Raw genomic sequence first — 12,849 nt, 5'->3', positions numbered from 1 at the left:
GCGCACTATCACCCGCACCGGCGGCGCAGGCAATGACCCGCACGAGGGTTGCATCCTATTTCGGCCTCGGCGCACGCATCCAATCTGCCAATGTCCCGACATCGCTGCCGAAACCGTGGGAATCCATGCTGTCTGCCGCCGCCCGCCGAACCGCGTCGGGCTTGTTCTGACCAAGCTTCCAGGTACCGTCCACCGTGGTGATGTGCAGCCGGCAGGGTACGATCATGCGCATTAGCCGGTCCATGACCTCCGGCGTCATCTTGGCAGTGGTCCAGGGCGTTTTCGGCAACAGCCGCGCCTCGTAGCCCGCCGACTGCCGATCGAGCAGATCGCGAAGCTCGGCCATGGGGCGCAGGACCAGCGATCCGGTCAGGTGCACGGCGACGTAGTTCCATGTCGGCACCTGATCGGGCAGGCCGTACCAGTCGGGCGAAACGTAGGAATCTCCGCCTGATACCGCCAGTGTCACCTCCAGCGGTGCATCCAGCGCCCGCGCGATCGGGTTCGACCGGACCAGATGCAGGTCGGCCGTCGTACCATCGGCGCCGAGAAGGAATGGCACGTGCGAAAGCAGCGGGGCCCCGGAAACGGACGCAGCCAGTACGCCGAACCCGCGTTCCCGCGCAAAGGCGAGATTCCGGTTGGTGTCCGCATCGTGGAAGACGGGATTCGGATGCATGATCTTCCCTTTCGTAAAGGCACGATTGCTCTTGCAGGCTATCGGGCGGCTTGGCAACATGCGGCCATTCTCAGGGCGGGGCGAAATTCCCCACCGGCGGTAGGGGACTTGTCCCGAGCCCGCGAGCGCCGGTGCTGCCTTCGGATGGCGCCGGGTCAGCAGATCTGGTCGAAGTCCAGAGCCGACGGTCACAGTCCGGATGAAAGAGAATGCGAAGCCATGCGGGCCGTCAGGCCCTGCATGTCGTCGTGATCGCCTTGGGTGGACGTGTCTGAACCAGAAGGAGATCACAGATGACACATGGCTCTCGAAGCCCCGCCCGCTTTGCCTTCGTGAAAGCACGCTGGCATGCCGACATCGTGGACCGCGCGTACGACGGGTTCGCCGAGGTCACGGGCCCCGATCGTGTCGATGCCTTTGACGTGCCGGGGGCGTTCGAACTGCCCCTGCTGGCGCAAAAGCTCGCACGCCAAGGCGACTTTGCCGCCATCGCCTGCGCCGCCTTCATTGTCGACGGCGGCATTTACCGCCACGACTTCGTCGCCGCGAGTGTTGTCGATGGCCTGATGCGGGTGGGGCTGGAGACCGGCGTGCCGGTGCTGTCCGTCGCGCTGACTCCCCACCAGTACCAGGAGACGGCGCATCATGATGCGATCTATCGCGACCAATTCGTGGTGAAAGGCCGGGAAGCCGCCCGCGCCGCACTCGACATCGTCGAGATGCACAGTCGCATCAGCGCCTGACAGCGCTCTCAGCCGAGATAGTCCAGCAGTTCCGGCGGCGGATTTTCCATCAACGCTGCCGCCGGCTGCGGGGCCTCGGCGACCCCGCCAGCGACGAAGATGACTTCGTCCGCGATGCGGCGGACGTCATCCGGCGCGTGCGTCACCATGATGAGCGCCGCGCCCGTTTCGGCAACGAGGTCCTGGACGAGGTCCAGCATCTCGTTGCGCAGGGCCGGGCCAAGCGCCGCGAAAGGTTCATCCAGAAGAACCAGGGGCCGCGCCTGAACCAGCACCCGTGCGAGCGCAGCCCGGCTTTGCTGTCCGCCCGACAGGGCGCCGGGCCGGCTCTGCGCGTGCTCCGCGAGCCCGACCCGGTCCAGTGCCTGCGCTACACGATCGCGATCCACCTGTGTCAGGCGCATGTGCGGATTGATGCCAAGGCCCACGTTTTGCATCACGCTGAGATGCGGGAACAGGTTGTTGTCCTGAAACAGCATCGTCATGGGCCGCGCGCCCGGCGCGGCGTCGGTGATGTCGCGGCCATCCCACGTGATGCGCCCGGTGCTCAGGGGGACGAAGCCGCCCATCGCGCTCAGCAGGGTGGATTTCCCGGCGCCGGACGGTCCGATCACGGCATATTTGCAGCCCGGTATCAGGTCCATGTCCGCTGACAGCCGGAAGTCGCCGAGCGTGATCTCTGCCTTCTCAATGCGCAGCATTGGCACGCCCTCCCCTGTCGCAGATCCAGAACAGGCCCAGCGCCATGAACAGCAGCAGCAAGGCAGCGCCCGACGCGGCATGCATCTGGTAGGACCCCATCAGCCGGTACATCTGCAGCGGCAAGGTCGCCCGCTCGGGATCGGCGAACAGCGCGATCACGCCAAGGTCGCCGATCGAAAGCGCGCCGGTCAGACCAGCGGCAAAGCCGATCTGCGGTCTCAGCCGCGGAAGGACAACCCAACGCCAGAGCGACCAGCCGTGCATCTGCAGCGCAGCAGTCAGACGTCCGTACTCCCGCAGTGTGTCCCGCAGGCGAGGGACGATGATCCGAAGGGCAAAGGGCAGCGCCATCAGCGCGTTCACCAAGGCCGTCACAGGCAACGCCAGCGCCGAAGGGTCCACCAGCGGATTGAGAAGAATGAACCAGCCCGTCCCGATCATCAGTGGAGAGGCCGACAGACCGAGAAGGCCGATCGCCTCCACCGCGCCGCTTGCGCGACCCGCGATCCAGCCGGCCATCGGCAGTGCCAGCAACAGAAGGATCACGATGCTCGCCAGGGCGACCCCGAGAGACACGGCAGCGGAGTGCCACACCGATGCCGGCATCAACGGCAGCCCCCCAGACCGCGGGCCACCACCGCCCCAAGCGGAAGCAGCAGGAATGCCGCGCCCATCAGGATCAGCACGACGTCGCCCCAGCGCTGCAGGCCGGGGCGCGCATCCCACCGCATCGGGACCCGGTCCAGCCCCCGCCGATGCCGGTCGCCGGGATGAAGCGCAGGGTCACGAGCGCGGCGCATCCCGCCAGCACCAACTGCACCAGCGACAGCAGCGCCGCACGGGTCAGGTCGAAATCGTAGCGAAATGTCTGGTAGATGGCGAGCTCGATCGTGGTGGCTGCGGGACCGCCGCCAAGGGTCAATGCCACCGCGAAACTGGTCAGGCAGATGACAAAGATCAGCCCCAGAGCGCCGGGCACGATCTGGCGCAGCAGCGGCCACTCCAGTGTTCGCGCGACGGCGCGCGGACTGAGATCCAGCTGCGCGACCAGGCGGAACCGCTCTGCCGGAATGGCCTGCCACCCCTGAAGCAGGAGCCGCGTGGCCAGCGGAAGGTTGAAGAATACATGGGCGAGCACGACACCGTGAAGCCCGTAGATCGACACCTCCGGCAGACCGAGGGCCGCGAAAACGAGATTCAACAGGCCGTTGCGCCCGAAGACCGCAAGCAGTCCGATCACCGCGACGATCACGGGCAGGACGAACGGAACCCCCAGCAACATCACCAGCAGGCCATGTCCGAAGAACCGCCGCCGCGCCAGCGCGCGCGCCAAGGGGATCGCCAGAAGCACCGAAAGGACGGAAGACAACATCGCCTGCACGACGGTAAAGCGGATCGCCGCGAAGTCGCCCGGGTCGAAACCGCCCGGTTCGGCCCGCGACAGGATCCCGATGCAGGCCGCGAGCACCACCGCCACCGTCAGGACAGCGGCGGCGATCCCCGCGTTGCGGGTTACTGGGTCAGCGCGCTGCGCCATGCCTCGATCGCCTTATCCTGTAGGGCGGCCGCTTCGGTTTCGTCATAGAACAGAACCTTCTCCGGCAGGTCCAGCTTCGCCCAGCCATCCGGCCATTGATCGCGCGGCAGGGCCGACGGCAGCGACCAGTTCGCGCTCGGGATCTTTGTCTGGAACGTCTCCGACATGACAAATTTCATGAACGCGTCCGCCAGTTCGGGCACATCGGTGTCGGCGATCTTGGCGACCGTCTCGACCAGGAAATAATGCCCCTCGGGGAAAAGCGCCGCGTGCTTGGTGAAATCCTCCTCCGCGAACATGTGATACGCGGGCGAAGTGGTGTAGCTCAGGACCATGTCCGCTTCGCCGTCGGTGAACATGCCATAGGACGTCGACCAGTCCTTGGTCACGGTCAGGATCTTCGGGGCCAGCTTGCGCCACGCCTCCTCTGCCCCGTCGCCATAGACGGACTGAACCCACAGCACCAGCGCCAGTCCGGAAATCGACGTGCGCGGATCCTGGATCACGATCTTGACGTCGTCGGGCATGTTCAGCAGATCGTCGAACGTGGCTGGCGGGTTTTCCATCCGGGTGTCATCGAACACGAACGCGGTGTGCGAGTAGTTGAAGGGCAGGAACACCTCGTCCTGCCAGTCGACCGGCAGGGTCAGGTCCGAATTGTCCTGCCCGTGCGGCGCGAAAAGGCCGGTCGCCCGCGCCTTGGCCATGACGTCCGAGGTCAGGCCGATGACCACATCCGCCTTGGTGCGCTTGCCTTCGAGCAGGAGGCGCGGCATCAGATCCCCGGTCGAGTATTGCAGGTCGCAATCGCATATCGCCTCGAATTGGGTTTCGATCGTCGGGCCGGGGCCCCACTCGGACGTGAAGTAGTCGCCCGCATAGACCGTCAGCACGGGCGTCTGTGCCGACGCGGCGGTGGCGGCGAGTGTAAAAGCAGCAGCAAAGGCCAGATGTCTCATGGCATCCTCCATCATGCGGCGTCAGAAAGCGTTGGATGGATGTCCATACCTTCCCTCCGCCGGTGTTAACCGGTTCAGGTTCAACGGGTCCGCACTTGCGTACATCTCAGCCTTTCGGCCCCCCGAGGTATCCCAACAGCTAGGATGGCCCTGCTCGACATGCAAGGCAAAACCGCTTGAGGCCCCCCATCGGCCCCGGTAACAGGGTCACCAGAGGAGCGCAGCGATGTCGATCAACAGCTTTGGCCACCTTTTCCGCGTGACGACCTGGGGCGAAAGCCACGGTCCGGCCCTGGGCGCCACGGTGGACGGTTGCCCCCCGGGCGTGCCGGTGGACGCCGCCATGATCCAGCACTGGCTGGACCGCCGCAAACCGGGCCAGAACAAGTACACGACCCAGCGCCGGGAGGCCGACGAAGTGCGCATCCTGTCCGGGGTTTTCGAAGGTGTGACCACCGGAACCCCGGTGCAGCTGATGATCGAGAACACCGACCAGCGGTCGAAGGATTACGGGGACATCAAGGACAAGTTCCGCCCCGGTCATGCCGACATCACCTACTTCCAGAAATACGGCGTGCGCGACTATCGCGGCGGTGGCCGGTCTTCGGCCCGAGAAACCGCGAGCCGCGTGGCGGCGGGCGGCCTCGCGCGCGAGGCGATCAAGGCGATCGCGCCGCAAGTGCAGATCACCGGCTACATGGTGCAGATGGGCCCGCACAGGATCGACCGCGATGCCTTCGACTGGGACCAGATCGAACAGAATCCGTTCTGGGTGCCCGATGCCAAGGCCGCGACCGACTGGGCCGACTACCTTGACGGCCTGCGCAAGTCCGGCAGCAGCGTCGGCGCCATCATCGAGGTCGTTGCGCGGGGTGTGCCCGCAGGTCTTGGCGCGCCGGTCTACGGCAAGCTGGACACCGATCTGGCCGCCGCGATGATGAGCATCAATGCCGTCAAGGGCGTGGAGATCGGCGAAGGCATGTCGGCGGCGATGCTGACCGGTGAGCTGAACGCGGACGAGATTTTCATGGGTAACGATGGAAAGCCCGCCTATTCCTCCAACCACGCAGGCGGCATCCTGGGCGGGATCAGCACCGGGCAGGACATTGTCGTACGGTTTGCGGTCAAGCCGACGTCGAGCATCCTCACCACGCGCAGAACCATCACCAGGACCGGCGAGGAAACCGAGATCATCACGAAGGGTCGGCACGACCCCTGCGTCGGTATCCGGGCCGTTCCGGTGGGCGAGGCGATGATGGCCTGCGTCCTGCTCGATCACATGCTGCTGCACCGGGGGCAGGTCGGGGAGAACCGCGGCATCATCGGCCCGGACGCATGAGCCGGTCATGAAGGTCGAGGATTTCTCAGCCAGACCCGCGCTCGGGGTTGCGCTCAAGATCACGGCGATTTTCCTGTTCACCTGCATGTCGGCGATCATCAAGTCCACCTCGGACGAGATCCCGCCGGGCGAACAGGTCTTCTTCCGATCCCTTTTCGCCATCCCGATCATCCTGATCTGGCTTGCCCAGCGCGGACAGCTCAAGGTCGGGCTCAAGGCGAAGAACCCGATGGGGCACGTCTGGCGGGGGCTGTTCGGGACCACCGCGATGGGATTGACCTTTGCCGGGCTCGGCCTGCTGCCTCTGCCAGAAGTCACCGCCATAGGTTTCGCTACCCCGATCTTCACCGTCCTGCTCGCCGCCGTGATGCTGGGAGAGCGCATCCGGCTGTTGCGGATCAGCGCGGTGGCGGTCGGACTGGTGGGGGTGCTGATCATCCTCTGGCCCCGGTTCGGCGGCGCCCAGATGGATCAGATGGCCACGCTGGGCGCGATGCTGATCCTCGGTGCGACGCTGATGCGCAGTCTGGTGCAGGTCCACCTGCGCCAGCTGGTTCAGAACGAACATACCGCCGCCATCGTTTTCTACTTCTCGGCCACCGCGACCGTGCTGTCGCTGCTCACCCTGCCCTTCGGCTGGGTCATCCCCACCGGACAGACCGCGCTTCTGCTCATTTCGGCCGGGCTGGTGGGCGGGGTCGCGCAAATCCTCGTCACGTCGTCCTACCGGTTCGGTTCGGTGTCGATGCTGGCACCCTACGATTACACTTCAATGCTGTTCGCGATCGTTCTCGGCTACGTCATCTTTGGCGAACTGCCCACGATCATGATGCTGGCGGGGGCCGCGCTGGTGATCTGCGCGGGCGTCCTCGTCATCTGGCGGGAGCACCAGTTGGGCATGGACCGCAGCAAAGTGCGCGCCGTGTCCGACCCGAAATCCTGACCCCGAAATAGGAGAGTGCCATGACTGATCAGTCCCACAAGGAAAAGATGCAGGAGCGCCAGACCGAGCAGCGCAAGAAGGTGGCCGAGCTGAAGGACCCCGAAGCGGGGCTGGTGCTGGTCCACACCGGCGCGGGCAAGGGCAAGTCATCCTCCGCATTCGGCGTCGTGGTGCGCGCCCTCGGCTGGAAGCAGCGGGTCAGTGTCGTCCAGTTCATCAAGGGCAAGTGGAAGACCGGCGAACGGCTGTTCTTCGATCGTCTCGGCGGGGTGGACTGGCACACCATGGGCGAGGGCTTCACCTGGGACACCCAGGACAAGGAACGCGACATCGCCGCGGCGCAGGCGGCCTTTGCCAAGGCCCGCGAAATGATGGAAAGCGGCGATTACGACCTCGTCGTGCTGGACGAGATCAACATCGCGATGCGCTACGAGTATCTGTCGGTCGATCAGGTCATCGAAGGGCTTGAGGCGCGGGACAAGCGCACCGGCGTCATCCTCACCGGGCGCGACGCGAAGCCCGAACTGTGCGAATACGCCGACCTCGTCACCGAGATGACCGAGGTCAAGCATCCCTTCAAGGCCGGGATCAAGGCGCAGAAGGGCGTCGATTACTGAGGGTCCATCTTGCGAAGCAGATCGATCCGGTCGCGGCTGCCGGTCTTGCGGTAGATCGCGGCGATCTGGTTGCGCACCGTGTTTTCCGACAGCCCCAGTGCGGCGGCGACCTCGCGCCGGCTGAGCCCGTCGATGTACAGCCGGCAGACCTGCCGCTCGCGCGTGGTCAGTTGCGGCAGATCCGTGCCCGGCGCGGCGCGCAGAAGGCGCAGGTCGTCCGAGTAGCGTTCCGCGCGGAGGACGATGCCCGACCGCACCACGGACGCCCCCGGCGCGACCTCCGCGATGGGGCCCAGCCCGGCCTGCCGGTGTAGTGCGGGAAAGCCAGCCGACTGGAGAAACACGGCACCAGCGTCATCCGCCAGCGCCCATTCTTCCTTCCGGCTCGCCGACGCTTCGAGCGACAGTCGCAGGCTGAGAGACAGCGCCTGTTGCAGGTGGCGCAGAAGGATGCGGAAATCTGCCGCTTCCTCCCGGGTGAACCGCGGCTCCGGCGCGCGGCGGTAGACCGACATGAAGAAGTTGAAGGGCCCGTCGGCGACCTGGCTGTGGCCGGCCAGGACCTGCGCGATGCCGAAGTCGCGCAGCACCCGCGCCGCCGACGATCCGGGATCGACCTCATCGTGGTGCAGGGTCTGTGCGAACAGCCGCAGGCGCCGGGCCGACTGCACAAAGGGATCGGTGGCCAGCTGCGCCCGGGCCGCGTCCACGAAGCCTGCATCGAGGTTGATCGTCTGGGCATGGACGAAAGACAGGTGACGTTCCCGGATGACCGACCAGCCCCACCATGCCGCGTCGAACCGCGCGATGGACCGCACGAGGCGGATCAGGTTGCGGTGAAAGTCGAGCGGCGCCAGGCGCGTGGCGCTCTCGGTCAGCTGGATGACGAAATCGCTGAGGTCGCTGCGGTTCATGGGCCCTCTCCACCGCAGCCTGAACCGCCGTGGCAGAGAGGGCAAGAGGTCAGGCTGCGAACACGCCGGGCCGCATGGCCGACCAGGGCTGTGCCTGCTCCAATTGCGCGGCCAGTTGCAGCAGCGTCGCCTCGTCACCCATGCGGGCCACCATCTGCGCCGCCAGCGGCAGCCCGTCGGTTCCCTGACCGTTCGGCACGGAAATCGCAGGCTGACCCGTCATGTTAAAGAGCGCGCAATAGGGGAAGTGACCAAAGATATGGTCATGCCACCCTTCGGCGTCGAAATCGCCGTTCTGATCCATCGTTCCCAGCGGCAGGGCTGTCTGCTTGAGCGTCGGCAGCAGAAAGGCATCGTAATCCGCCATGAAACGCCCCAGCGCCCGGCTGACGCCGTTCATCTGCATCATCGCCATCTCGTAATCCAGCGCGGTCAGCGAGGCGCCCGCTTGCGCACAGGCCAGCGAAACCGCCTCCACGTTGTCGACGGACGGTTCAACGCCGAGAACCTGCGCCAATCCATAGACACCGGCGGCGAGAAAGCCGTTCCACATCACGAAGTTCGCCCGTCTCCACCCGTCGTAATCGTAGTCCGGTGACGCCTCCACGATCTCGTGCCCCATGTCGGCGAGCGTTTGCGCGGTCTTTTCCAGCGCGGCGCGCACTTCCGGATCCGGTTCGGGCGTGCCCTTGAGATGCGTGGCAAAAGCGATCCGTTTCTTGCCCGGTGAGGCCTCGAAGACATCCGTATAAGGCTTTGCCGGGCGCGGGATGTCGAACATCGCGCCGATTTCGGGGCCTTCCACGCAATCGAGCAGCAAGGCCGCGTCGCGCACCGTTCGGGTGACGGCAAATTCAATTCCCATTCCCATCAACGGCAGATTGTAGTCGGGGCCCAGCGGCGTGCGCCCGCGCGTCGGCTTCAGTCCGACGAGACCGCAGGACGCAGCGGGTATGCGGATCGACCCGCCGCCGTCGTTGGCATGCGCCACCGGCACCGCGCCCGCCGCGACCAGCGCGGCGGAGCCACCCGACGAGCCGCCGGAGGACCGGGAGGTGTCGTAGGGGTTTTTCGTCGGCGCGCCGTAGACGAGTGCCTCGCAGGTGGCATTGTAGCCGAACTCGGGCGTGGTCGTGATGGCCATGGTCGTCAGTCCCGCCTTCTGGAATCGCAGGAACAGCTCCGAGCTTTCGGGAGGCACGAATTGCCCTGCTTCCAACAGGCGCGTGCCCGACCGGCTCGGGACACCCTCCACGTGCAGCACCAGGTCCTTGACCACGAAGGGCACGCCGGCCAAGGGCCCCTCCGCACTGCCGGTGATCGGCGCGTCCAGCATCTGCGCAACGGCATTCAGATCCTTGTCCAGCGTGCTGATCGCCTCGGCTGCGCAGTCGGATACTTCCTGCGCGGTCACTTCCTTCTTTCGCACAAGATCCGCCAGACCCGTGGCGTCCTGCGCGGCGTATTCTTCGATTTTCATGCTTCTCGCTCCCGTCGGTTTCGGGAGCATTGGTGCCCAACCGCGCACCTTTGCCCATGGTACGGATGTACCAAAGGGCCACGACCCCCCGCCACGGGGCGGGGGGCCGGCGAGCGGTCAGATCGACGCGCCCTTGGGATCGAGCGTGACCGAGTAGAGTTCGGTATCCGCCCTGTCCATCAGGCGCACCGTCATCTGCTGCGTTTGCGCATCGATGTCCACGAGGCCGAAGAACTGCAGACCCGCGCTGGGCGGCAGGTTCACCTGGCCTTCGGCCGGTGCCTTCACGAACTTCAACTCCGGTCCGAAGGTGCCATCCAGCGCGTTCGGGCCGAAGGTTCCGGCATGCAGCGGCCCCGACACGAACTCCCAGAACGGTTCGAAGTCCTGGAATTGCGCCTTGTCAGGATTGTAGTAATGCGCCGCCGTGTAATGCACGTCAGCGGTGAACCAGACGGTATTCTGGACCCGTGCATTCTTGATGAAACGCAGGAGCTCGGCGATTTCCAGTTCACGCCCACCGGGCGCGCCGTCGTTCCTGTTGGCCACCGCCTCGATCTTGTCTCCGTCCGGAACCACCAGCCCTATCGGCATGTCACTGGCAATCACCTTCCACGTCGCGATGGAATTGGTCAGTTCCCGCTTGAGCCAAGCCATCTGTTCAGCCCCGAGGATGACGCTTTCAGCGTTGATCTCCGTCTCCTGCGAGGTGCCGTTTGGCCCGCGGTAGCTGCGCAGATCGAGGAAGAAGACGTCGAGCATCGGACCGTAGTTGATCTTGCGGTAGACGCGGTTCGGCTCGGCCGGGGTCATCCGCAGCGGCGTCATCTCGTGGAAGGCTTGCGCCGCGCGGGCGGCCAGCAACGCTACGGACTTCTCGGAATACCGGTCGTCGCCGCTCAGATCCTTGGACGCGGACCAGTTGTTGGTCACCTCGTGATCGTCCCACTGCATGAATACCGGCACCTGCGCGTTCAGTGCCCGAACGTGCTCGTCCAGCATGTTGTACTTGTACTGGCCCCGGAATTCGTCGAGCGTTTCGGCCACTTTCCGTTTTTCATCGGTTAGCACGACGTTCTTCCAGATACCGCCATCGTCCAGCGCCACCTCTTCCTGCATCGGGCCATCGGCATAGATCGTGTCACCCGAGTGAAGGAAGAAGTCGGGCGTGTGCCGCGCCATGGTGGCATAGGTGCGCATGCCGTCCGCGTCGATCCCCCAGCCTTGGCCCGCGGTATCGCCCGACCACGCGAAACGCACGTTGCGCCGCGCCGTCGGCGCTGTGCGGAAGCGGCCGACGAGAGGTTCGGAGGTCACGTTGATGTCGGACAGATCGGCGGCGGTGAAGCGATAGAAGACGTCCTGATCGCTGGGCAGATCCTGCAGGAGGCGCTTGATCGCCATGTCATGCCCCGGCACGGCGTCCATGGGGGACAACCGGCGGGCATTGGCGAAACTCTCGGTGGTGGACACTTCGACCATCACGCGTGCAGGTCGGTCCGTGCGGGTCCAGATCATGCCGGAATTGGTATCCACATCGCCCGACTGGACCCCGTGGGTGAAGACGGGCCGTGAGGCGGCACGACTGATCGCGGGCATCGCCAGCGATGCAGCAAACGCGGCGGAGCCCGCCAGCACGGAGCGGCGGGAGGGGCGCAGTAGTTTGGTCATGGACGGGATTTCCTGTCTTGGTGAATGGTGCGCCACACAAACCCCACCGACATTGCGGTGTGCTGACGGTAATGTGACAGCAGGTTCAAGATTTCATGACAGTCCCCGGTCGGGACCATGCCCTCTTTAACGCAGGCCGCAGCGAAGGTGCCGGTCTGCCACCAGTCAAGGGAGGTCAACGTCCAAAGTGGAGTCAGAGGATAGGATGAACGTCGGGGCACCGCTGCGAGAGGGCGTGAACGCGGTCTTGTTCGTGCCGGGTCAGCCCCGGATCAAGGGCACCGTGCAGGCGATGGTCAACCCTGTCGCCCTGTGCCGGGGCCAAGAGCGGGGCCTGTCGGCCCCGCTGTCCCGTCTTGGTGGCGATCAGCTGCGGACCAGCTTCTCGTAGCTGTCCGCGATGTCACGGGTCATGGCACCGACTTCGAAGGTATAGTCGCTGATCTGCCCGACCGGGGTTACTTCGGCTGCCGTACCGGTCAGCCAGCACTGCTCGAACCCTTCCAGCTCTTCCGGCATGATGTGCCGTTCATGCACCGTGACGCCCTTGTCTTTCAGCATGGCGATCACCGTCTGCCGGGTGATCCCGTTGAGGAAGCAGTCCGCGTCGGGGGTGTGCACCTCTCCGTCCTTGACGAAGAAGATGTTGGCGCCCGTCGCTTCGGCGACATAGCCGCGGTAATCCATGAAAAGCGCATCGGAACAGCCCTTGGCCTCGGCCGCGTGTTTCGACATGGTGCAGATCATGTAGAGCCCGGCCGCCTTGGCGTGAACCGGGATCGTCTCGGGGCTGGGCCGTTTCCATTTGGAGATGTCGAGCTTCGCGCCCTTCATCTTCGCGTCGCCGTAATAGGCCCCCCATGCCCAGGCCGCGATGGCCAGCCGCACCGGGTTGCGGGCGGACGCGACACCCATGTCCTCGCCCACGCCGCGCCAGGCGACAGCGCGGACATAGGCATCTTCCAGCCCGGAGGATTTCAGCACCTCGGCCTTCGCGGCCTCGATCTCATCCACGGAATAGGGGATCTCGAAGTCGATCATCTGTGCCGAACGCTTCAGGCGTTCCGAGTGCTCGCGGCTCTTGAAGATCCTGCCGCCGTAGGCACGCTCTCCTTCGAAGACGGATGAAGCGTAGTGCATCGCATGCGTCAGGATGTGGACATTGGCGTCGCGCCAATTCACCATCTTGCCGTCCATCCAGATGTGACCGTCGCGGTCGTCGTAGGCACCCACCATATGTTCACCTCATGATTGAATAAAGTTGC

General features: G+C 65.0%; 12 protein-coding genes, 1 pseudogene and 2 riboswitches. Of the genes and pseudogenes, 5 read left to right on the top strand and 8 right to left on the bottom strand.

Annotated features, from left to right (window positions below):
* Positions 1-55 precede the first annotated feature (55 nt).
* Complete coding sequence (locus BOO69_RS00570) at positions 56-679, bottom strand: FMN-binding negative transcriptional regulator (protein WP_071969348.1); 624 nt, start codon at positions 677-679, stop codon at positions 56-58.
* 62 nt (positions 680-741) lie between these two features.
* Positions 742-894, top strand: a riboswitch (FMN riboswitch).
* Between the two features lie 78 nt (positions 895-972).
* Between BOO69_RS00570 and BOO69_RS00565 the strand changes: the two genes are divergently transcribed.
* Positions 973-1,422 carry a 6,7-dimethyl-8-ribityllumazine synthase gene (locus BOO69_RS00565; RefSeq protein ID WP_071969346.1) on the top strand — a complete coding sequence of 150 codons (450 nt, stop codon included), beginning with the start codon at positions 973-975 and terminating at the stop codon, positions 1,420-1,422.
* A gap of 8 nt (positions 1,423-1,430) precedes the next feature.
* On the opposite strand, the gene BOO69_RS00560 is transcribed toward BOO69_RS00565, so the two are convergent.
* From BOO69_RS00560 to BOO69_RS00550, 3 genes and pseudogenes are all read right to left on the bottom strand, one after another.
* Positions 1,431-2,123, bottom strand: coding sequence for a thiamine ABC transporter ATP-binding protein (locus BOO69_RS00560; RefSeq protein WP_071969344.1), 693 nt, complete (start codon positions 2,121-2,123; stop codon positions 1,431-1,433).
* Positions 2,110-3,661, bottom strand: a pseudogene (locus tag BOO69_RS00555) (thiamine/thiamine pyrophosphate ABC transporter permease ThiP). Before BOO69_RS00555 ends, BOO69_RS00560 begins: the two are co-directional and overlap by 14 nt.
* Positions 3,637-4,620, bottom strand: coding sequence for a thiamine ABC transporter substrate-binding protein (locus BOO69_RS00550; RefSeq protein ID WP_071973565.1), 984 nt, complete (start codon positions 4,618-4,620; stop codon positions 3,637-3,639). Before BOO69_RS00550 ends, BOO69_RS00555 begins: the two are co-directional and overlap by 25 nt.
* 34 nt (positions 4,621-4,654) lie before the next feature.
* Positions 4,655-4,755: riboswitch (TPP riboswitch) on the bottom strand.
* Between the two features lie 91 nt (positions 4,756-4,846).
* Here BOO69_RS00550 and aroC point away from each other — a divergent pair.
* Genes aroC through cobO form a run of 3 tightly spaced genes read left to right on the top strand, consistent with a single transcriptional unit; the run spans position 4,847 to position 7,519 of the window.
* The gene (gene aroC, locus BOO69_RS00545) at positions 4,847-5,959 is read left to right on the top strand and encodes a chorismate synthase (protein ID WP_071969342.1); all 1,113 of its coding nucleotides are present in this window, start codon (positions 4,847-4,849) and stop codon (positions 5,957-5,959) included.
* 7 nt (positions 5,960-5,966) lie between these two features.
* Positions 5,967-6,902, top strand: coding sequence for a DMT family transporter (locus BOO69_RS00540; RefSeq protein WP_071969340.1), 936 nt, complete (start codon positions 5,967-5,969; stop codon positions 6,900-6,902).
* Positions 6,903-6,922: 20 nt separating this feature from the next.
* Positions 6,923-7,519, top strand: a complete 597-nt coding sequence (gene cobO, locus BOO69_RS00535; protein WP_071969338.1) for a cob(I)yrinic acid a,c-diamide adenosyltransferase — start codon at positions 6,923-6,925, stop codon at positions 7,517-7,519.
* On the opposite strand, the gene BOO69_RS00530 is transcribed toward cobO, so the two are convergent.
* The 3 genes from BOO69_RS00530 to BOO69_RS00520 form a co-directional block, all read right to left on the bottom strand.
* On the bottom strand, positions 7,513-8,433 hold the full coding sequence (locus BOO69_RS00530; protein ID WP_071969336.1) for a helix-turn-helix transcriptional regulator: 921 nt from the start codon (positions 8,431-8,433) through the stop codon (positions 7,513-7,515). The genes cobO and BOO69_RS00530 overlap by 7 nt on opposite strands.
* A gap of 49 nt (positions 8,434-8,482) precedes the next feature.
* Positions 8,483-9,913 carry an amidase gene (locus tag BOO69_RS00525; protein ID WP_071969334.1) on the bottom strand — a complete coding sequence of 477 codons (1,431 nt, stop codon included), beginning with the start codon at positions 9,911-9,913 and terminating at the stop codon, positions 8,483-8,485.
* A 117-nt stretch (positions 9,914-10,030) separates the two neighbouring features.
* The gene (locus BOO69_RS00520; RefSeq protein ID WP_071969332.1) at positions 10,031-11,584 is read right to left on the bottom strand and encodes an alkaline phosphatase D family protein; all 1,554 of its coding nucleotides are present in this window, start codon (positions 11,582-11,584) and stop codon (positions 10,031-10,033) included.
* Positions 11,585-11,789: 205 nt separating this feature from the next.
* On the opposite strand from BOO69_RS00520, the gene BOO69_RS23285 reads away from it, so the two are divergent.
* Positions 11,790-11,975 carry a hypothetical protein gene (locus BOO69_RS23285; RefSeq protein WP_216636995.1) on the top strand — a complete coding sequence of 62 codons (186 nt, stop codon included), beginning with the start codon at positions 11,790-11,792 and terminating at the stop codon, positions 11,973-11,975.
* On the opposite strand, the gene BOO69_RS00510 is transcribed toward BOO69_RS23285, so the two are convergent.
* Positions 11,951-12,820 carry a branched-chain amino acid aminotransferase gene (locus tag BOO69_RS00510; protein ID WP_071969328.1) on the bottom strand — a complete coding sequence of 290 codons (870 nt, stop codon included), beginning with the start codon at positions 12,818-12,820 and terminating at the stop codon, positions 11,951-11,953. The genes BOO69_RS23285 and BOO69_RS00510 overlap by 25 nt on opposite strands.
* Positions 12,821-12,849: the final 29 nt, after the last annotated feature.

The sequence above is a fragment of the Sulfitobacter alexandrii genome (assembly GCF_001886735.1).
GTDB lineage: Bacteria > Pseudomonadota > Alphaproteobacteria > Rhodobacterales > Rhodobacteraceae > Sulfitobacter > Sulfitobacter alexandrii.
The sequence above is the reverse complement of the archived record's forward strand: the minus strand, read 5'-3'. Positions and strand labels throughout refer to the sequence as shown.

Excerpts from the sequence above, each read along its gene's own strand:
- BOO69_RS00520 (WP_071969332.1), bottom strand. The coding sequence starts at position 11,584 with ATGACCAAACTACTGCGCCCCTCCCGCCGCTCCGTGCTGGCGGGCTCC.
- BOO69_RS00530 (WP_071969336.1), bottom strand. The coding sequence starts at position 8,433 with ATGAACCGCAGCGACCTCAGCGATTTCGTCATCCAGCTGACCGAGAGC.
- BOO69_RS00570 (WP_071969348.1), bottom strand. The coding sequence starts at position 679 with ATGCATCCGAATCCCGTCTTCCACGATGCGGACACCAACCGGAATCTC.
- BOO69_RS00540 (WP_071969340.1), top strand. The coding sequence starts at position 5,967 with ATGAAGGTCGAGGATTTCTCAGCCAGACCCGCGCTCGGGGTTGCGCTC.
- BOO69_RS23285 (WP_216636995.1), top strand. The coding sequence starts at position 11,790 with ATGAACGTCGGGGCACCGCTGCGAGAGGGCGTGAACGCGGTCTTGTTC.
- BOO69_RS00550 (WP_071973565.1), bottom strand. The coding sequence starts at position 4,620 with ATGAGACATCTGGCCTTTGCTGCTGCTTTTACACTCGCCGCCACCGCC.
- BOO69_RS00565 (WP_071969346.1), top strand. The coding sequence starts at position 973 with ATGACACATGGCTCTCGAAGCCCCGCCCGCTTTGCCTTCGTGAAAGCA.
- cobO (WP_071969338.1), top strand. The coding sequence starts at position 6,923 with ATGACTGATCAGTCCCACAAGGAAAAGATGCAGGAGCGCCAGACCGAG.
- BOO69_RS00510 (WP_071969328.1), bottom strand. The coding sequence starts at position 12,820 with ATGGTGGGTGCCTACGACGACCGCGACGGTCACATCTGGATGGACGGC.
- aroC (WP_071969342.1), top strand. The coding sequence starts at position 4,847 with ATGTCGATCAACAGCTTTGGCCACCTTTTCCGCGTGACGACCTGGGGC.
- BOO69_RS00525 (WP_071969334.1), bottom strand. The coding sequence starts at position 9,913 with ATGAAAATCGAAGAATACGCCGCGCAGGACGCCACGGGTCTGGCGGAT.
- BOO69_RS00560 (WP_071969344.1), bottom strand. The coding sequence starts at position 2,123 with ATGCTGCGCATTGAGAAGGCAGAGATCACGCTCGGCGACTTCCGGCTG.